The sequence below is a fragment of the Actinobacillus seminis genome, assembly GCF_002263215.1.
Lineage (GTDB): Bacteria > Pseudomonadota > Gammaproteobacteria > Enterobacterales > Pasteurellaceae > Actinobacillus_B > Actinobacillus_B seminis.
Map to the genome: position 1 here is coordinate 103,120 of NZ_NLFK01000003.1, position 20,540 is coordinate 123,659.

Here is a 20,540-nt window from a genome sequence, read left to right on the forward strand (position 1 = left end):
GATCATGTTGGAAGGATTATTGACTATCTTAGGTCCTATGTTTCTCGGTTATTTAATTAAGACAAAAAACACCGCACTTTTGCATATTGCCGCTAAAATTTCTATGTTCCTAGTTTATGTGATTTTATTACTCATGGGTTTTTCCCTCGGACAACTTGATGATTTGGCAATCCAACTGCCGGTTATTGCAACTTCTGCATTAACATTTGCATTACTCACTCAAGGCTTAAATATTATCGGCTTAATCGCCTACGATCGTCTCTCACCGGCGCCCTTAGCGAATACCGGACAAAATATTCCTCCGCGTTGGAAAATGTTATTAGACAGTTTCAAATTATGCTCTATGGTATTTATCGGTTTTATCGTCGGCTTTTTCGCCAAAGGTTGGCTGGCATTCCCCTTCGGAATCAGCACATATGCCCTCGTTATTTTAATTTTTTTGGTCGGCTTACAATTGCGCAACAACGGTATTTCCTTACGCGAAGTGCTATTTAACAAACGCGGTATCGCAACGGGCGTTATCTTTGTTTTGACATCATTAATCGGCGGTATCTTAAGCGCTCTCATCCTCAAATTGCCGATCACACAAGGGCTTGCCATCTCTTCCGGGTTCGGCTGGTATTCTTTATCCAGCGTCGTCATCAACGAAGCTTGGGGAGCAGTTTTTGGCAGTATTGCTTTTTTTAACGATCTCTCGCGCGAAATTGTCAGCCTCTTTATTATCCCGCTTTTTATGCTAAATCACCGCTCCACCGCAGTAGGTATCACCGGCGCTACCGCCTTAGATTGCACGCTGCCGATTATTCAACGCGCCGGCGGCATCGAAGTTGTCCCATTTGCTATCAGTTTTGGATTCGTCACCAATATCTTACCGCCTATTTTATTAGTATTTTTTTCATCTATTCCGATTTAAACGCGATTACTTTATTAGAGCTTCCAACCTAAAGAACGAGGCTGCCAACAATAATAAAAAAGTTACTGTTACCGGTACAATCCCGACAAGTTCAACTGATATTATTGCACATCGTCAATCACATCAATTTTGTTTATACCGAAAGAATTGGATTAGGTGAAGAAGCCGTTTTGAACGCACAAAACAGTGCAAAATCACAAATTGATGCCTTATTTGATTAATTTACATTAAAAACGATCTGCTTTACGCAGATCGTTTTATCTTTCCATAAAAAAACACAGTATTGACAAAATAAATCAGGTTACACTAAAAACGAATTTCCACCGAGGCGGCAAAATTACGTTTCGGTGCAGTAAAACGATTAATACCTGGGCTGTTACGACTCACAGAGCGGGAAGTATACCCTCGGGTAAACAAGTTATAAGCACTGTCCCACGTCATATAATCACGATTAAACAGGTTAAACACCCCCAGATTCAAAATAACGTTTTTGCTAAGATTGACTTGCCCCGTTAAATCTACCACGAAGTAGGAAGGACTTAAATGCGGCCATTGTTTGACAAACTTTTTATCATATGTGTATTCCGTTTCTATCGCATCTTTGGCTTTTTTAGCCGCACTATAGCGTCCGGTTAAACTCACGCTCCATCGCTCGGTTTCGTAATCAATTCCCCCGACCACTGTCCAAGGTTGAATGGATTTTAACGGATCGCCGTCATGATTTTTCCCTTTGCTATAGCTTCCTTTGAGACGGAACGTTAAACCGTCGGAAAGCCCGAATACAGAACCATTAATGGCGCCGCCTATCTCAATTCCTTTAATCACGGCTTCAGGTTCATTAACAAACTGAACCAATGACTTATGCAAACACTCGCTCCCATAACTTTTCGTAGGATCCGGATTCCAGTATGGATTTGGTTTGCATCTTTCACGCTCTTGAATAAAGTTATGATAACGCGTACGGAAAAGCCCGACGCTAAAATGGGCATATTGGTTTTGGAAACGGTAACTTAACTCATGATTCAACGCAGTCTCCGGTTGCAAAAGCGGATTCGGAATATACTCAATATCGGCACCTTCAGAGCGGCTTACAAAATATAACTCTTCAGCACGAGGAACGCGAAAACCCGTACTGAGGCGATACCCAATTTGATGAGAGGGGTGTAACTGATACTCTACACCCAGTTGCCACGAAAGATGGGATAACTTTCTTTGAGGGAAGTTGACAATAGCACCGTTAACTTTTTGTTTTTCCTGTCTTTGGGGATCATAATCATAGCGATCATAACGCCCACCGATAGTAGCTTTCAAGGCATCGGTTAAGGCAATTTCATCCAACAACGATATGGACATCACACGGGATTTTACCGGAACAATTTCAGTATAATTATCCCGCCCTTCTCTTTTAAATTTTTCTATTTGCCACGCCCGAAACGTAATATGTTTATTCGTATTTTCTAGGAACTTATCCCGAAACTCAATCTTTGCAGATAAGCGATGATGAGTCGGTCCCAATTGTAAAGGACGCGTTGAAAAATCCCCCTGAACAATATCCTGTCTTTGTAAATAGCGAAGCGATAAAAATGCGTCTAACTTCTCGGGTTTATTTTTGTTAAACTCGTTAAGGTCGGAAAGCTGTTCGATTTTCTGTCTTGCAAAAAAAAGTTTAGCCGTTTCCAACCAAGATAATCCATTATACCGATATTCAATGCCATAACGTCGATAAGGAGTACTATCATTGGCAAAACGATCGGCATCACTAAGCCCTAATGTTTTTTCTTCAGTAAATTTCTTTTCATTGCGATCTTCGTAAAATAACGTAAAACGATGCGTGTTATTAATATCATAACCGACTTTACTTAACCACGATGTAGTATAATAATTGAGCGGATTAGGTTTACCGCGATGTTCCCCAAGAATATCTGCACCTTTACCGTTGTTAACGGTTTCGTGTCCCCAGCGTTTGGTGAGTTGAGCAAAGCCAAAGAAGTGTTCCCCTTTTACCCCTCCCCCGATGACTTCACGCCATTCTCTGTTTTTTGAGGTATAGCCTGTTTTGGATAAAAAGCCGAAAGTGCGGTCCGGATCGACAAAATCCTCAATCTCTTTCGTGGTAAACACCACAGCCCCCCCCAAGGCACCACTACCGTACATCACGGAATCCGCCCCTTTTTGCACACTTACCGAACTAATATTTTCGTACTCTATATTATTAATATTGCCATTATGACGTTCGGTGGAATACCGTGCGGAAGTTGACATCGTTGATTCCGCCTGCGGTATTCCATCAACGATGACCGCCACACGATCTTTATCCACACCACGGATAGCAAACCCGTTACTGCCGGATCTACCAGCTTCAGGCACCCCAATTCCTACCTCATGGCGAAATAAATCACGCTCATTAGATACCATATTTTTACGTAATTGTTCTGACGATTGGGTAGAAGAAAAAATAGGCTGAACATCCGTTGCAACAACGGAAATTTCACCCAAATCAGTCACTTTATTTGACGTTGCTTGTGTTGAAACCGAATTCGCAAGACTTAATGTAGGAAACATCAAACAGCCCGAAAGGAATAATCGATTGGTAATAACGCAATATTTAAATTTCAAAATAAACCTCCTCTATTTTATAAAAGTAAATGAGAACGATTATTATACCTAAAAATGAAGTTTTAATCATTCCTTATACAAAGAAAAATTTGACGGAAAAGCAAGATCATCTAAATAACAATTTAGATTTTATTCCTCCCTTTTTTAACATCTCTATACTTCATTGAAGTACGTTATGTTCATAAATGAAAAAGCGCTAAAAATAAGGCAGAATCAACGGTTAGGTTTCTCTTGATTTGTTTTTATCACAATTTATTGCAACGGTGAAAGGCGAAATTTCCGGTATAATGAAATATCGCGCTTTAATTACTTCAATAGAAAAATCATTCACACTGTTGTTATTTTTGTTCACAAGGCAATAAATCAACATAATACCATCCAATCAGTTATTCCTTTTAATCAGTAACTGAGCCGACTTGAAGGAATTAAAACTGATGATAAACCTTTAATGCATAAGCATCCGACATTCCGGCGATATAGTCACAAATAACACGTTTTTTTCCTTCCGGGGCAGCATTTTCCCAGCGTTTGACCGTGTTGCGAGGGAGGAGGCGTTGCGGGTCACTTTCAAATACTTGAAACATTTCAGTTAAAATGCGTTGACCTTTGTATTCAATCCGTTGCGTATCCACATCCCGAATCACATACTGCCAAACAAATTTTTTAAATACGGTTAAAACGTCAATAACTTCCCTTGGCAGTTCCGCGTTGTAACGTAAGAGCGGTTCGTGAAAATCAGCGGTAATCGTCCAGTGGACATTAGTGATAAAATAATTGACCAGCGCGCCGATAGCATTTTTTCGTTCGTAATGCCATTCGGAAAATAATTTCTGGCTGATAAGCTCAATATTTTTTTGAATCCATTCCGATTGGCAGTTTTTCAATTCTTGTAATGCCTGCTGCCATTGTTGTTGATGCACAACGCCAACCATAATAGCATCTTCTAAATCATGCACACCATAAGCAATATCATCCGCCAACTCCATAATACTGCAATCAAGGGATTTAAAGCGCGTTTTTAAACTGTCTGCGGGTTGTTGGCGTGCTTGTTTAAATTGCCCGAATAGCGCGCGATCGGCGTCATCTAATGGTGATAATAACCAATCAAACATTGCCAAATCGTCGCGAAATAAACCTTTCCCCGGTCTCCAATCGGCAATTTTTATATAACGAGGATCGGCATTACCCGCCAAAGTGAATTCTCCATACTGCGGAGAGGCAATATCTAAAATAGTGGGATATTTAACAATACCGAGCAGTGTTCGGCGCGTTAAATTCATGCCGGATTGCGGAGTATAAGGTTCCAGTTTGGTTAACAGCCGAAAAGTTTGTGCATTCCCCTCAAAACCGCCATGGTGACGCATCATATAATTTAAGGCAATCTCGCCACCGTGTCCAAATGGCGGATGTCCGATATCATGGGCAAAACATAAGCTTTCAATCAAATCATTGCTTGGCAGCAAAGGTTTTAGCTGTTTTTGTAATTCGCTTTTATCCATTTGCAATTGATGCGATAAATGCTCAAAGGCATCAATAAAACGCAATTGCGACACTAAACTGCTGCCAATTTGGGCGACCTCCAAGGAATGAGTTAAGCGCGTGCGATAAAAATCATTCTCTCCTACCGCATGAATTTGCGTTTTTGCCTGTAAGCAACGAAAAGCGGCGGAATGCAAAATTCTACCGCGATCACGGGAAAATGGTGGACGATGATCTTTCTCTCGCGGTTTATCTTCCAAAAAACGAGCCTGCCATAAGGGATTAATTTGAAGAGGATTAAGTTGAGTTTTCGCGCGCACCATTGTCACCGTCCGTTAAATTTTGCCTCCTAATTCATCAGCATATACACCAAATAAAATACCAAAGGCGTCAATAATGAACTGATAATACCATATAATACCAAGGAAATTGAACTGTAACTATCGGCGCGTTGATCATTTTCCATGCAACTTACGGTTCCAAAAAGCGAGGGGACATTACGCTCATAGATAATCCGATATTGCCATTGCAATCGGAATTGTTACGGATTTTGGCAATAAAGTCTCGAATAAAGAATGGCGAATGAACCTTCTAATTGAACCGTTTTTTGCAACATCAGTTCACTCAATTATTTTTGAAAAAATGCGAGTTTATTTTACTCGTATTTCGATCGTGTTGTGGCGTTTTTTTCGGTACAATAAATGAAACTTCATTTAACTTAAACATAATGTTAAAAAAATATTACATAGTATTGATCTTATTGTTTTTATATTTACCGACAGCGACCGCCACAGGATATAAAACCAAACATAAAGCTGAGCACAAGGCGGTCCGTAAAGTCACTTGTCGGGTTATCTCCATTACAGATGGGGACACGTTAACCTGCCTGCTTCGTACAAATAAATCCCTTAAAGTGCGCCTGAGCGAAATTGATGCGCCTGAAAAAATGCAACCTTTCGGACAACGTGCCCGTCAAACCTTGGCATCACTGGTGCATAAAAAAGTGGTGCTACTCGCCATTTCCGGTTACGATCGCTATCAACGTGCGTTAGCGACTGTTTATAACAAATCTGGGCACAATATTAATTTACAGATGGTACAACTGGGCATGGCTTGGGCGTATGCACAATATGTGCAAGATCCTCGCTACCTACAAGCGCAACAACAAGCACAGCGCCAAAAAAGAGGTCTTTGGCAAGATCCGCATCCAATTGCCCCACACCTTTGGCGTAAACAAAAACGTCATAAACATTAATCTTATGTGGATTTAACAAGGAAAAGCATACATGATGGACTTTAATGCCTTCTTATTTCGTCAACAATTTCCCTATTTTCAACAAACGGACGCCGCGGTCTATTTAGACAGCGCCGCCACCGCCTTAAAACCTGCCGCCTTAATTGAAGCTACTTGCGATTTTTATCAATCGGCAGGATCGGTACATCGCAGTCAATATGACGAAAAACAGACCGCACTTTATGAACAAGCGCGCGTTCGGGCAGCGCAATTTATTCATGCCTCCTCACCACAAGCGATTATCTGGACCGCCGGCACCACTCACAGCATCAATCTTGTCGCACATGGATTATCTTTTAGCCCACAAGATGAAATTATTATCAGCGAAGCGGATCACCATGCCAATTTTGTCACTTGGCACGAAATTGCCCGTCAACGTGGCGCGAAAATTCATGTACTACCAATCTCTGATGATTGGTTAATTGATGCACAAGCCTTATTAAACACCCTCAATGCCAACACTAAATTGGTTGCGCTTAATTTTGTCTCCAATGTAACCGGTACCGAACAACCCGTCGCCCGCCTAATTCATCTGATCCGCCAACATAGTCAAGCCTTGGTATTAGTCGATGCGGCGCAAGCGATTAGCCACATTGCCATTGATCTCTCCCAACTGGACGCCGATTTTCTCGCTTTTTCCGCCCATAAATTATACGGTCCCAACGGATTGGGCATTTTAAGCGGAAAAATAACCGCACTTTCGCAACTTCGCCCACTGTTTTTTGGCGGCAAAATGGTTAATAGGGTATCAAAAAACCAAATTACCTTCACCGACTTGCCTTATCGCTTAGAAGCCGGCACACCCAATATCGCCGCGGTAATCGGCTTTAACGCCTGCTTGGCATGGCTGCAACAATGGGATTTAGCACAAGCGGAACGCCACGCGGTACAACTTGCCGAACAAGTCAAAGTGCGGTTAAAAAATTACTCAAATTGCCAACTTTTTTTATCGCCGCAGCCAAGTTCCATTGTCAGTTTTATTTTTAGCGATATTGCCACCTCCGATTTAGCGACCTTGCTTGCGGAGCAAAATATTGCGCTGCGCAGCGGCGAACATTGTGCCCAACCTTATTTGGCACGTTTAGGGCAATCCTCCACCCTGCGTTTATCCTTTGCGCCTTATAATACGGAACAAGATGTAGCCGCCTTTTTTGCCGCCTTGGACAACAGTCTGGCATTATTGCAAGCGGACTAATAAAAATAGATTGATAAAAATGGATATGCAAGACATCAAAAACCGCTTACAACAAGCAAAACAGTGGGAAGACCGCTATCGTTTGATCATTCAGTGCGGAAAACAACTACCTGTACCGAGTGATGCGCAATTGGCGCAAATGCCCTTATTACAAGGTTGCGAAGCAAAAGTATGGTTTAAAATCGACGCCAAAAACGACCGCACTTTTCACTTTACCGCTTATAGCGAAGCCCGTATTATCAACGGGCTGCTGTGGCTTTTGCTGCAAGAAATTGAAAATAAAAACGTTGCACAATTGCACCAATTTGACTTAACCGCCTATTTTAGCCAACTTGGTATCGCACAACGTTTAAGTAGCACCCGATTAAACGGTTTAAAACAAATCGAAAAAATGCTACACGAACTTTAATTTATTGATTTACTTTAAATTTCAACAACCGATTGGCATTGCTCACTACGGTATCCGTGATGAAAATAGCGTTTTTTATACCTCTTTTCCGCAACCGAATAAGCAAAGCGATAGTGGAGGGTTTAACGAATTTTTGTCTACATCTTGACCGTAAATTAAAGTCAACCGATTTATCCGAAAACGATTAAAAAATTAACCGCTCTTTTCCGCAATAAACCGTGGCTTTATCTTGACGAGCAAAACCCAGTAAGGTTAATTGATGTTTGGCTGCCATGTTAACTGCAAAATCTGTCGCCGCAGAAATAGCCACGAGCATTTCAATGCCACAACCGACGGTTTTTTGCACCATTTCATAACCGGCTCGGCTGGTAACATACACAAATCCTTGCGGTTTACCATGTCGCGCGTGCCAGCCTAATAATTTATCCAATGCCACATGTCGCCCGACATCTTCTCGAATTGCGAGTAGCTGTCCTTGCGGATCAAAAAAGGCAGCGGCATGAGTTGAACCCACTTGTTTGCCCAAAACTTGCGCCGCTTGCAATTTCTGCAAACAAGCATTTAATTTATCCAAATTTACCTGCAAAGTGCGGTCTAAAGTTGGCAAATTTCGGGTCACTTGATCTAATTGTTCCGATCCGCAAATCCCACAACCGGTGCGACCGGTTAAGGTTCGTCGGCGTTCTTTTAGTTTGACAAAACAACGGGTTGCCAATTCGATTTGAACCTCAATCCCATGACACACTTCAACAATATCCACACCATAAATTTCATTGGGATGTTCAATAATCCCTTCGGTCAAGGAAAAACCGAGAGCAAAATCTTCTAAATCTTGCGGCGAACACATCATGACAGTATGCGCAATTCCGTTATACACCAACGCTACCGGAATTTCGCAGGCCAACATTTCTTCAACCGGTGTCAATACCGGCGTTTTTTCATTTTGCAAGGCTGTTAATTTTTTGTAAAAAAAACTTCCTGCTTTTATGACAGAGATCAAAGTCTTTCCCCTTATTTTTCATATTGGTTATAGATTTAGCCCCTAAAAAAGTTTATCCTATACAGGATTTATAGAGGGGAGAATTGTAATACAATTTGATAACAATCTATATTATCAACACTAACTTTTCTAAACATAAACGAATCTAAATTTACTACTACAATGTGATCAACACAATAAATAGTTGTTGATTTAAGGAGTATTTCTATGCAGGTCAGTAGAAGAAAATTCTTTAAGATCTGTGCAGGCGGTATGGCGGGAACTTCTGCTGCGATGTTGGGTTTTTCTCCGGCAACGGCATTAGCGGCACCACGCGAATATAAATTATTACGTGCCAAAGAAACACGCAACACCTGTACTTACTGTGCTGTAGGCTGTGGTATGCTACTTTATAGCCTAGGCGACGGTTCATTAAATTCAAAAGGTAAACTTATTCATATCGAGGGTGACCCGGATCATCCTGTCAGTCGCGGTGCGCTCTGCCCTAAAGGCGCCGGCGCCTTGGATTATGTCAACAGTGATCGTCGAGTCCGCTATCCGGAAGTGCGAGAAGCGGGTTCTAATGAATGGAAACGTATTTCTTGGCATGAAGCGATTGAGCGTATCGCACGTCATATGAAAGACGACCGTGATACAAATTTTATTACCCACAATCAGCAAGGTACAGAAGTCAACCAATGGCTAACTGCCGGTTTCTTGGCGGGTTCCGCCTGCAGTAATGAAACGGGACTTTTAACACAAAAATTCGTACGTGCGCTCGGCATTGTTTTTACCGATAACCAAGCGAGTATCTGACACGGACCGACGGTAGCAAGTCTTGCTCCATCATTTGGTCGCGGTGCTATGACAAATCACTGGGTTGATATTAAAAACTCCGACTTAGTTATTGTAATGGGCGGTAATGCCGCTGAAGCTCACCCTGTGGGTTTCCGTTGGGCAATTGAAGCGAAAAAACAAAACGGTGCGAAATTAATGGTTGTTGACCCGCGCTTTAATCGTTCTGCGGCAGTTGCGGATCATTATATGCCTATTCGTTCAGGCACGGATATTGCTTTTCTTTCCGGCGTTATTCGTTATTTATTGAAAAACGATAAAATTCAACACGAATATGTAAAACACTATACCAACGCAACATTCTTGGTAAACGAAAACTTCAAATTTGAAGACGGGTTGTTCTCCGGCTATGATCCGGAAAAACGAACTTACGATCGTTCTACTTGGAGTTACCAATTCGACGAAGAAGGTCAACCGAAACGTGATATGACCTTACAAGATCCTCGTTGCGTATTGAATATGTTAAGAGTGCACGTGGAGCGTTATACCCCTGAAATGGTAGAACGTATCACCGGTACACCGCAAAAAGATTTCCAAATTTTCTGTGAAGAAGTAGCAAAAACTTCAGCGCCAGAAAAAGCGGCAACCTTCTTATATGCCTTAGGTTGGACACAACATACTGTAGGTTCACAAAATATTCGCACCATGGCAATGATCCAATTGTTATTAGGTAACATTGGAGTCTCTGGCGGTGGTGTCAATGCATTACGTGGACATTCTAACGTACAAGGGATTACCGACCTAGGTTTATTCCCTAATCGTTTACCCGCATATATTCCGTTGCCAAGCGAAAATGATACTTCATTAGAGTCTTTCTTAGCGCGCATTACACCAAAACAAATGCTGAAAGACCAAGTTAACTATTGGGGTAATACACCGAAGTTTGTGGTCAGTATGTTGAAATCATTCTATGGTGATAAAGCAACGAAAGACAATGAATTTGGCTATCAATTCCTGCCGAAATTACCAAAAGGCGGTATGGATCAGCTGTCATACATCGAAAATATGTATCAAGGCAAAGTTAACGGTTTCTTCTGTCAAGGAATGAATCCCGTTGCCTCTTATCCAAATTCACAAAAAATTATCAAAGCATTAAGTAAATTAAAATACTTAGTGATTTTCGATCCGTTGATTACGGATACCTCCGAATTCTGGAAAAATCACGGTGAGTATAACGATGTTAAATCGGAAGAAATTCAAACCGAAGTATTCCGTTTACCAACCACCTGCTTTGTGGAAGAAGAGGGGTCAATTGCGAACTCCGGTCGATGGTTGCAATGGCACTGGAAAGGCGCTGAGCCGCCCAGTGAAGCGAAAACCGACGGTGAAATTCTTTCCGAGCTTCGTGCGGCATTAATTGAGCTTTACCACAAAGAAGGCGGCAAAGCGCCACTTGAACCGTTAGAAGCAATGGCATGGAATTATAAAAATCCACTTGAACCGAAAGCGGAAGAAATTGCCAAAGAAATCAATGGTTATGCCTTGGAAGATTTACTTGACGCCAACGGTAATGTAGTGTTGAAAAAAGGTCAATTACTTTCCGGCTTTGCGCAAATGCGCGCTGATGGTACCACTTCCGGTTCTTGCTGGATTTATACCGGTCAATGGACAGAAAAAGGTAACCAAATGGTAAACCGTGATAATTCCGATCCGTCAAACTTAGGAAATACCCTAGGCTGGGCATTCGCATGGCCAATGAACCGTCGTATTATTTATAACCGTGCATCAGCTGACTTAGCGGGCAATCCTTGGAACCCGAAACGTCAATTGGTGAAATGGAACGGCTCTAACTGGAACTATGTAGATGTTGCAGATTTTACCACCGCGCCGCCAAATAGCCCAACAATGCCTTATATCATGCAACCGGATGGTGTAAGCGGCTTATTTGTTCGTGATCGTATGGTTGATGGTCCTTTCCCTGAACACTATGAACCGATTGAAACGCCGATCGGCACTAATCCGTTACATCCAAACGTGGTTTCCAGTCCGGTAGCGCGTGTATTTGAAAGTGACAAAGCGGATTTGGGTACAACCGATGAATTCCCATATGTGGCAACCACTTATCGCTTAACTGAACACTTCCACTACTGGACCAAAAACGTCTTACTTAACGTAATTGCGCAACCGGAGCAATTCGTTGAAGTGGGCGAAGATTTGGCTAAAGAAAAAGGCATCAATCATGGCGACATGGTAAAAGTCAGCTCTAAACGTGGCTACATTAAAGGCGTGGCGGTTGTGACTAAACGTATCCGCTCGTTACTGTCTGACGGTAAACCGATCCATACGATTGGTATTCCAATCCACTGGGGTTTTGCTACCACAACGGGCGCGAAAAAAGGTTATTTTGCCAATAACTTAACTGTACGTGCCGGTGATGCAAATACGTTAACACCGGAATCTAAATGTATGTTAGTAAATATTGAGAAAGTGGGGGCATAACATGGGTTCCGTTCAATCACAAAATATTATTAAAGCCTCTGCGACCTCATTTTTAACGCCGCAACCACAAGCACGTGCTCATCAAGTTGAAGTGGCAAAGCTGATTGATGTTACCACCTGTATCGGTTGTAAAGCTTGTCAGATAGGCTGTTCAGAATGGAATGACTTACGTGCAGAACCGGGAAATTGTACCGGTGTCTACGACAACCCGATCGATTTAAATGCCAAAGCATGGACAGTCATGAAATTCAACGAAGTTGAAGAAAATGAGCGTTTGGAATGGTTAATTCGTAAAGACGGTTGTATGCACTGTACCGAACCGGGCTGTTTAAAATCTTGTCCGTCACCGGGCGCAATTATTCAGTATGCTAACGGTATTGTTGACTTCCAATCCGATAAATGTATCGGATGCGGTTACTGTATCGCCGGCTGTCCGTTTAATATTCCACGGATGAACCCGGAAGATAATCGAGTGTACAAATGTACTCTTTGTGTAGATCGTGTCACCGTAGGTCAAGAACCGGCTTGTGTAAAAACTTGCCCAACCGGTGCTATTCGTTTCGGTAGCAAAGAAGAGATGAAAGAATACGCTTCAAAACGTATTGAAGATTTGAAATCTCGCGGCTACAAAAATGCCGGGCTTTACGATCCGGAAGGCGTAGGCGGTACGCACGTCATGTATGTATTGCACCATGCAGATAAACCGGAACTCTACTCCGGCTTGCCGAAAGATCCGACAATTGACCCAACCATCGTGCTTTGGAAAGATATTCTCAAACCTGCGGCAGCAGTTGCAATGGGGGGGTTGGTATTAAGTGCAGTGGCTCACTATCTCACCGTGGGTCCAAATACCGAAGAACTCGATCACGAGGAAGATGAAGAATACAACGGGGGTGAAAAATGAGCGATAAATTAAAGATCAACAATGATCAAAAAATTATTCGTCATAAAACGCCTGCACGTCTTAGCCACTGGTTATTGGTTATCTGTTTTGCGGCAACCGGGCTTTCCGGTGTAGCATTCTTCTTCCCTGATTTTTCTTGGTTAGTGGAGATCTTAGGAACACCGCAATTAGCACGTTTTGTACACCCATTCATGGGAATTATCATGTTCTTTGCCTTTATTAACCTCGCACGTATTTATTGGCGTCATAATATCCCGGAAAAAAATGACTGGATATGGCTAAAAAATATCAAAGAGGTATTAAAAGGTAATGAGCATGCGGTTTCCGACAATGGTAAATACAACTTGGGACAAAAATTGTTATTCTGGACATTGATGCTTTCAATGCTCCTATTATTAGTAACCGGTGTGATTATGTGGAGACAATATTTCTCGCATAATTTCCCAATTCCGGTCATTCGAATTGCAATTTTGCTTCATTCTACCTGTGCTTTCTTACTCTTTACCGGTATTTTGGTACATATGTACATGGCATTTTGGGTCAAAGGTTCCATTCGTGGCATGATCGAGGGGTGGGTAACAGTTCGTTGGGCGAAAAAACATCACCCGCGTTGGTTCCGTGAAGAAGTGCTGCCAAAACTGGAGCAAGAAGCGAAAAAAAGCGAAAGCGAATAATCGCTATTATGCATAATAGTGAAACGGAATAACTAGTATGCAAGAGCTAAAAGTGCGGTAAAAATTACCGCACTTTTAATTAATGCCAAAATACTTATCAGTAATCACCATGAGTATTTCGGCATTAAATCACAATGATAACTATGGATATCTTTTATGAGTATTAAAATTCTTCCTGAAAATGAAATTCAGCAGCCGGCAAGTTCTTATCATCAGTCTCCGCTATTATTTTCCAACCCTAAAAATCTCTACCAACGTCGAGCAAAAAGATTAAGACAATTAGCAGAAAGTCACCCGTTAGCAGATTATCTATTATTTGCTTCCCAAGTGACTGAAGCGCAACTGGCAGTTTTAGAACAATATCCGCTAGCCAAGGATCCGATCTTGGCGGAAATCGTTAAATCAAAACAATCCTTGGAAAAAAATCCATTACATACCAAAAATTGGCAGCGCACAGAAGCATGGCGCAATATTTTGTTGCGCTTGCTTGCACAACTAAAAGACAGAGTGAATGAAGAAACCCTCTCCACCATTGAATGGCTGGAAAAAGCCTCTGTCCAAGAATTAGAAAAATTAGCAGATGCAGTATTCGCACAGGATTTTGCTACAATTAGCAGTGATAAAGCGGTCTTTATTTGGGCAGCGTTATCCCTTTATTGGTTACAATTAGTACAACAAATTCCACATAACGCTAAAATGGAAAGTGGCGAAAATTTACATCTATGTCCAATTTGTCATGCGCCGCCAACAGCCAGTGTGATCCAATTTGGCAGCGCACAAGGATTGCGTTATTTACATTGTTCTTTGTGTGAAAGTGAATGGAATATGGTACGCACAAAATGCACCAATTGCGAACAAAGCGGAAAATTAGAATATTGGTCGATTGACAATGAATTCGCCGCAGTCAGAACAGAAAGTTGTGGCGATTGCCAAAGCTATCTCAAGGTCGTTTATCAAGAAAAAGATCCTCATGTGGAACCGATTGCTGACGACTTAGCATCACTGTTCTTAGATGTTGAAATGGAAGAAAAAGGGTTTTTCCGCAGCGGATTAAACCCGTTTATGTTTCCTAATGAATAGCGTAGAATATCCCTTTCCTTTGTCGATATATGGTACAAAGAAAGGGAAATAGTTTTTTGTAAAATCAACATTCAAGGATAACGCTATGACTCACCATGAACGCCAATCAATAAATTATCAAGTCGTCGCTTTCGATTTAGACGGAACCTTATTAAACAGCCAAGGGCAAATTCTTCCCTCCAGTAAACAAGCAATTCAACAATTACTCGCAAAAAATATCAAAGTCGTCTTAGTCACCGGAAGACATCACACTGCCGCCCGCCCCTACCATTACCAATTAGGTTTAGATACGCCAATAATTTGTTGTAACGGAACCTATATTTACGACGTCGCTCACAACAGTACACCGGTTGCCAATCCGCTAACACGTGAACAAGCACAACTTGTCATTAAAATTGCAGAAAAATACCAAACCCACCTATTAATGTATTCGCGAGATGCCATGAATTTTAAACAGCTTAATGAGCATATGGAAAAATTTAGTCGCTGGGTACAAGATTGCCCACCGCAAGTTAGACCTAATTTACAACAAATCGAATGTTTTGAACAACTCTTGGAAAAAAATGAAATTATTTGGAAATTTGTTATCAGCCATCCGGATCGTCAAGTGATGGAAAGTGCGGTTGCAGAATTGCCTATTTCACAATTTAGCTGTGAATGGTCTTGGGTAGATCGCGTTGATATCGCCAATCATGGCAATAGTAAAGGCGGGCGCTTATTAGAGTTATTAGCCATGTGGCAAATTTCACCGCAAAATGTTATCGCATTTGGCGATAATCACAATGATATCAGTATGTTAAAATCAATCGGCTTAGGTGTTGCTATGGGAAATGCGGAAGCGGAAGTCAAAACACAAGCAAAAATCACCGCGCTTTCTAATGATCAAGATGCTATTGCAAACGTATTAGCGCAATATATTTAAGGTAAACAAAAGGACGCCTTCCGCGTCCTTATATTTGACAGTGCGTTTATTTATACTCAACTTCAATAATTTCAAACTCAACGGTACCGCCCGGTGTAACGATATTGACTGTATCATCCACCTCCTTACCTACTAAACCTCTGGCAATAGGCGAGTTCACGGAAATTAAACCCGCTTTAATATTCGCTTCATCATCACCAACAATTTGGTAAGTCACTTCCTCTTCAGTTGCTGTATTAAGCAACACCACCGTTGCACCAAAAATCACTTTTCCGTTATTTTGCAACTTAGTGACATCAATAATTTGGCTATTTGACAATTTACCTTCAATTTCTTGAATTCGACCCTCGCAAAATCCTTGTTGCTCGCGAGCAGCATGATACTCGGCATTTTCTTTTAAATCACCGTGTTCACGCGCTTCAGCAATCGCTTTAATAATTTCGGGACGACGGGTATTTTTTAAAAAATCCAATTCTTGTCTTAATAGCTCCGCTCCACGTACCGTCATTGGAATTTGTTTCATTTGTTTATCCTTTTTTGGTGAAAACAACAACGCCACGCCACCCGTATTATCAAGTGTCGTGGTCAAATATGATGATCTGTCCGGAATTATGAGAAAATCATTTACTCTCGCCCATCTCAAGTCTATTATCGTTCGTCTCAAAGAAAAGATCAACTGTTACTATTTTTTATGCTCAAACTATCATCAAAATTCAAACTTGCTCTCCTTATCAGCATGGCTACATTCAATGCCTTTGCTAATGTGGATATGACCCCGATTATTGGCGATTTACCAGAAGGCGCGAGTTTGGGATTTGTTGCCAAAAATTTACAACAAAACAGCATTATTGCCGAATACAATCCTAACATCTTTATGTTGCCGGCAAGTACGCAAAAAGTATTCACTGCGTTAACTTCCAAATTGGCACTCGGCGATCAATTTCAATTTGAAACTTCCCTGCTCACCAATGGTCGCGTGCAAAATGGGATCTTGAATGGCGATTTAATCGTCAAATTTACCGGCGATCCGGACTTAACCGGCGGCCAACTTTATCATTTATTTGCTGAATTAAAAAAGCAAGGTGTTAACCAAATTAGTGGCAATCTGCTATTAGATACGTCCGTTTTTGTCGGACATGATCGCGGTTTAGGCTGGATTTGGAATGATTTAACCATGTGTTTTAATTCACCACCGGCAGCTGTCAATATTGATAATAACTGTTTTTATGTGGAGCTTGATGCCAATCAGGCAGTAGGCGAAGCGGTAAAATTTAATGTACCGGCGCAGTATCCGGTACAAGTATTTGGACAAGTCCGAGTTGCCGGCAAAGAAGAAGCGCTTTATTGCCAACTGGATGCAGTGGTACATGATAATAATCGTTACCAAATTTAAAGGCTGCTTGGCTCGCCAAAGCAAACCCTTTGGCTTTAAGTTTTGCAGTACAAAATCCCGCTGCGTACGCAGCGGCAATTATTCAACGCAACCTTAAACGATTAGGTATCCAATTTAACGGTCAAGTAAGACAACCTTATCAACCGCAAAGCGGCACACTACTCGCTCGTCATTTATCCAAACCCTTGCCGGAATTGTTGCATAAAATGATGAAAAAATCGGACAACCAAATCGCCGATGCGCTATTTCGCACCGTGGCTTACCGATATTACAAACGTCCCGCCTCATTCCAATTAGGAATGTTGGCAATGAAACAAATTTTACAATCCAAAGTTGGCGTACGTTTCGGTAACAGTATTATCGCTGACGGTTCCGGTTTGTCTCGCCACAATTTGATGTCACCACAAATTATGTTGCAAGTATTGGAATATATCGCTAAAAATGAAGAGCAATTGCATTTGCTGGAAACCTTCCCTGTTGCCGGCGTTGACGGTACTCTAAGCGGGAGAGGATCTATGATCAACCCGCCACTGTTGAAAAATATCACCGCCAAAACCGGTGCATTAAAAGGCGTTTATAACCTTGCCGGCTTCATGACGAATGCGCGCGGTGAAAAAATTGCCTTTGTACAATTTATCAACGGATATTCCACCGGCGAATTGGAAAACAAAACCAAACGTGCGCCATTGGTACGAGTTGAAAGTCAACTGTATCATGGACTTTATAATGATTAACTCCAAGATAGCCGGATTAGCAAGATCCGGCTTTGTCATTTACATGCTTATTTAACTCGCTAAAAGTGCGGTACTTTTTTCTTTATTTTTAATGCACCATCATAAATTTTCTCCACTGCACAAATTTTCGCACCTCATTGTGCCGCCTAAAAAATTTTTTCTTATTTATAAGTAAGTTATTTTCTGTCAATATTGAAAACAAAAATTTACTACTTGAATTTAAATTCGTAACACATTATCTTGTATCCAGATTTACTATAATACCTATATATTGTGTTCTTAATCGCGTTTAATTTCATCGGAAATCATCTATGAACAAATCACTTATGGTCACGAAACGTGACGGAAAACTTGAACCTATTGATTTAGATAAAATCCACCGCGTTATTACTTGGGCGGCGGAAGGATTGGATAACGTCTCCGTTTCGCAAGTAGAATTGCGTTCGCATATTCAATTCTACGAAGGCATACGTACCTCCGATATCCATGAAACGATCATCAAAGCCGCAGCGGATCTGATCAGTAAAGATGCTCCCGATTATCAATATTTAGCAGCGCGCTTGGCGGTCTTCCATTTGCGTAAAAAAGCTTATGGTCATTTTGATCCGCCGCGTTTATACGATCATGTAAAAAAACTTGTGCGCATGGGCAAATATGACCAAGATCTATTGGTGGATTATACCCGTGAAGAATGGGATACCATGGATGGATTTTTAGATCATTGGCGCGATATGACTTTCTCTTATGCCGCAGTGAAGCAATTAGAGGGCAAATATTTAGTTCAAAACCGCGTAACCGGTGAAATTTACGAATCCGCACAATTTTTATATTTATTGGTTGCTGCCAGTTTATTTTCTAAATATCCGACAGAAACTCGCTTAGATTATGTGCGTCGTTTTTATGATGCTGCCTCGACGTTTAAAATCTCCCTGCCGACGCCAATCATGGCAGGTGTACGCACGCCAACTCGTCAATTCAGCTCTTGTGTTTTAATTGAATGTGGCGACAGTTTAGATTCCATTAATGCAACCGCTTCGGCGATTGTGAAATATGTTTCACAACGTGCCGGCATCGGAGTGAACGCTGGTGCCATCCGCGCGTTAGGCAGCCCAATTCGTGGCGGCGAAGCATTCCATACCGGCTGTATTCCGTTTTATAAATACTTCCAAACCGCAGTAAAATCCTGTTCACAAGGCGGCGTTCGTGGTGGAGCGGCAACGATCTATTATCCAATTTGGCATCTTGAAGTTGAAAGTCTGTTGGTATTAAAAAATAACCGCGGCGTAGAAGACAACCGTGTACGCCACATGGATTATGGGGTTCAATTAAATAAATTAATGTATCAACGCTTAATTAAAGGCGGCGATATTACCCTATTCAGCCCATCTGATGTGCCGGGATTATATGAAGCCTTCTTTGCGGATCAAGCACGTTTTGAACAGCTTTATTTACAATATGAGCAAGATCTGACGATTCGCAAACGCGCAGTAAAAGCAGTGGAATTATTCTCGCTATTAATGCAAGAACGCGCTTCTACCGGGCGAATTTATATTCAAAACGTGGATCATTGTAATACCCATTCTCCATTTGATCCGAGTGTTGCGCCGGTACGCCAATCAAACCTTTGTTTGGAAATTGCGTTACCAACCAAGCCATTGAGACATATTAATGATGAAAACGGGGAAATTGCGTTGTGTACCCTTTCCGCGTTCAATTTAGGCGCCATCAATCACTTAGATGACTTAGAAGAATTAGCCGATCTTGCAGTACGAGCCTTGGATGCGTTATTGGATTATCAAGATTATCCGGTAAAAGCGGCGGAACACAGCTCATTGGGACGTCGTTCCTTGGGGATTGGCGTTATCAACTATGCGTATTATTTGGCGAAAAATGGCGTGCGCTATTCTGATGGCAGTGCCAACGATCTGACCCATCGTACCTTTGAAGCTATCCAATATTATTTATTGAAAGCCTCAATGAATTTAGCCAAAGAAATGGGATCTTGTCGCTATTTCCAAGAAACCACCTATGCCAAAGGCATTTTACCGATCGATACCTATAAAAAAGATATCGACAGCCTAACTCAAGAACCGCTGCATTACGATTGGGAAGCATTGCGTAAAGATATTCAAGAATTCGGCTTGCGTAACTCAACATTGACCGCTCTTATGCCATCAGAAACCTCGTCGCAAATTTCCAACGCGACCAACGGAATTGAACCTCCACGCGGACATGTGAGCATTAAAGCCTCTAAAGACGGTATTTTAAAACAAGTCGTACCGGATTATGAAAATTTAAGTGAGAACTATGAGTTATTGTGGGATATTCCAAATAACGACGGTTACTTACACCTAGTCGGTATTATGCAAAAATTCGTGGATCAAGCGATTTCAGCCAACACCAACTACGATCCCAAACGCTTCGAAGATGAAAAAGTCCCAATGAAACGTTTATTAGGCGATTTATTAACCGCTTATAAATACGGTTTAAAAACCCTGTATTATCAAAATACCCGCGACGGTGCCGAAGATATGCAAGAAGATTTGGATGACGGTTGCGCCGGTGGGGCTTGTAAAATCTAGTTGGTATCCTTTTTTAAAATTACCTGACATCAATAAAAGTGCGGTGAAAAACTCCTAAATTTCCACCGCACT

Annotated in this window: 14 protein-coding genes and 2 pseudogenes; 11 read left to right on the forward strand and 5 right to left on the reverse strand. The window is 41.6% G+C overall.

Annotated elements, in window-relative coordinates:
* Positions 1 to 4: 4 nt before the first annotated feature.
* Complete coding sequence (locus CFY87_RS03970) at positions 5 to 913, forward strand: LysO family transporter (RefSeq protein WP_094945978.1); 909 nt, start codon at positions 5 to 7, stop codon at positions 911 to 913.
* Between the two features lie 306 nt (positions 914 to 1,219).
* On the opposite strand, the gene CFY87_RS03975 is transcribed toward CFY87_RS03970, so the two are convergent.
* From CFY87_RS03975 to CFY87_RS11495, 3 genes and pseudogenes are all read right to left on the reverse strand, one after another.
* Positions 1,220 to 3,529 (reverse strand): TonB-dependent hemoglobin/transferrin/lactoferrin family receptor, encoded by a 2,310-nt coding sequence (locus tag CFY87_RS03975; protein WP_094945979.1) that lies wholly within the window; start codon positions 3,527 to 3,529, stop codon positions 1,220 to 1,222.
* 425 nt (positions 3,530 to 3,954) lie between these two features.
* Entirely contained in the window at positions 3,955 to 5,331 is a 1,377-nt protein-coding gene (locus CFY87_RS03980; RefSeq protein ID WP_094945980.1) for an anti-phage deoxyguanosine triphosphatase, read from the reverse strand.
* Positions 5,332 to 5,357: 26 nt separating this feature from the next.
* Positions 5,358 to 5,504 (reverse strand): annotated as a pseudogene (locus CFY87_RS11495) (CidB/LrgB family autolysis modulator); the annotation flags it as partial.
* Positions 5,505 to 5,768: 264 nt separating this feature from the next.
* Between CFY87_RS11495 and CFY87_RS03985 the strand changes: the two are divergent.
* From CFY87_RS03985 to CFY87_RS03995, 3 genes are read left to right on the forward strand one after another with little or no spacing between them, the layout of a single operon-like run.
* Complete coding sequence (locus tag CFY87_RS03985; RefSeq protein WP_236757348.1) at positions 5,769 to 6,263, forward strand: thermonuclease family protein; 495 nt, start codon at positions 5,769 to 5,771, stop codon at positions 6,261 to 6,263.
* A 34-nt stretch (positions 6,264 to 6,297) separates the two neighbouring features.
* Complete coding sequence (locus tag CFY87_RS03990) at positions 6,298 to 7,497, forward strand: cysteine desulfurase (protein WP_094946102.1); 1,200 nt, start codon at positions 6,298 to 6,300, stop codon at positions 7,495 to 7,497.
* A 25-nt stretch (positions 7,498 to 7,522) separates the two neighbouring features.
* The gene (locus CFY87_RS03995; protein ID WP_172539990.1) at positions 7,523 to 7,906 is read left to right on the forward strand and encodes a SufE family protein; all 384 of its coding nucleotides are present in this window, start codon (positions 7,523 to 7,525) and stop codon (positions 7,904 to 7,906) included.
* Positions 7,907 to 8,090: 184 nt separating this feature from the next.
* Here the strand turns inward: CFY87_RS03995 and fdhD are convergent, their stop codons facing one another.
* Entirely contained in the window at positions 8,091 to 8,906 is an 816-nt protein-coding gene (fdhD, locus tag CFY87_RS04000; RefSeq protein ID WP_419670244.1) for a formate dehydrogenase accessory sulfurtransferase FdhD, read from the reverse strand.
* 207 nt (positions 8,907 to 9,113) lie between these two features.
* On the opposite strand from fdhD, the gene fdnG reads away from it, so the two are divergent.
* The 5 genes from fdnG (at position 9,114) to CFY87_RS04030 (ending at position 15,759) form a co-directional block, all read left to right on the forward strand.
* Positions 9,114 to 12,179, forward strand: coding sequence for a formate dehydrogenase-N subunit alpha (gene fdnG, locus CFY87_RS04010; protein WP_143226161.1), 3,066 nt, complete (start codon positions 9,114 to 9,116; stop codon positions 12,177 to 12,179).
* A 1-nt stretch (position 12,180) separates the two neighbouring features.
* The gene (gene fdxH, locus CFY87_RS04015; RefSeq protein WP_094945984.1) at positions 12,181 to 13,083 is read left to right on the forward strand and encodes a formate dehydrogenase subunit beta; all 903 of its coding nucleotides are present in this window, start codon (positions 12,181 to 12,183) and stop codon (positions 13,081 to 13,083) included.
* Positions 13,080 to 13,757 (forward strand): formate dehydrogenase subunit gamma, encoded by a 678-nt coding sequence (locus CFY87_RS04020; RefSeq protein ID WP_094945985.1) that lies wholly within the window; start codon positions 13,080 to 13,082, stop codon positions 13,755 to 13,757. The genes fdxH and CFY87_RS04020 overlap by 4 nt, the downstream gene beginning before the upstream one ends.
* Before the next feature lie 156 nt (positions 13,758 to 13,913).
* Positions 13,914 to 14,837, forward strand: a complete 924-nt coding sequence (fdhE, locus tag CFY87_RS04025; RefSeq protein ID WP_094945986.1) for a formate dehydrogenase accessory protein FdhE — start codon at positions 13,914 to 13,916, stop codon at positions 14,835 to 14,837.
* 109 nt (positions 14,838 to 14,946) lie between these two features.
* Positions 14,947 to 15,759: a pyridoxal phosphatase gene (locus tag CFY87_RS04030; protein WP_094946105.1), complete on the forward strand. Its 813-nt coding sequence runs from the start codon at positions 14,947 to 14,949 to the stop codon at positions 15,757 to 15,759.
* Between the two features lie 46 nt (positions 15,760 to 15,805).
* Here the strand turns inward: CFY87_RS04030 and greA are convergent, their stop codons facing one another.
* Positions 15,806 to 16,282 (reverse strand): transcription elongation factor GreA, encoded by a 477-nt coding sequence (gene greA / locus CFY87_RS04035; RefSeq protein WP_094945987.1) that lies wholly within the window; start codon positions 16,280 to 16,282, stop codon positions 15,806 to 15,808.
* Between the two features lie 168 nt (positions 16,283 to 16,450).
* Between greA and dacB the strand changes: the two are divergent.
* Together dacB and nrdA are read left to right on the forward strand one after the other, a co-directional pair.
* Positions 16,451 to 17,886, forward strand: a pseudogene (gene dacB / locus CFY87_RS04040) (serine-type D-Ala-D-Ala carboxypeptidase).
* A 311-nt stretch (positions 17,887 to 18,197) separates the two neighbouring features.
* Positions 18,198 to 20,468, forward strand: coding sequence for a class 1a ribonucleoside-diphosphate reductase subunit alpha (nrdA, locus tag CFY87_RS04045; protein ID WP_094945988.1), 2,271 nt, complete (start codon positions 18,198 to 18,200; stop codon positions 20,466 to 20,468).
* Positions 20,469 to 20,540 lie beyond the last annotated feature (72 nt).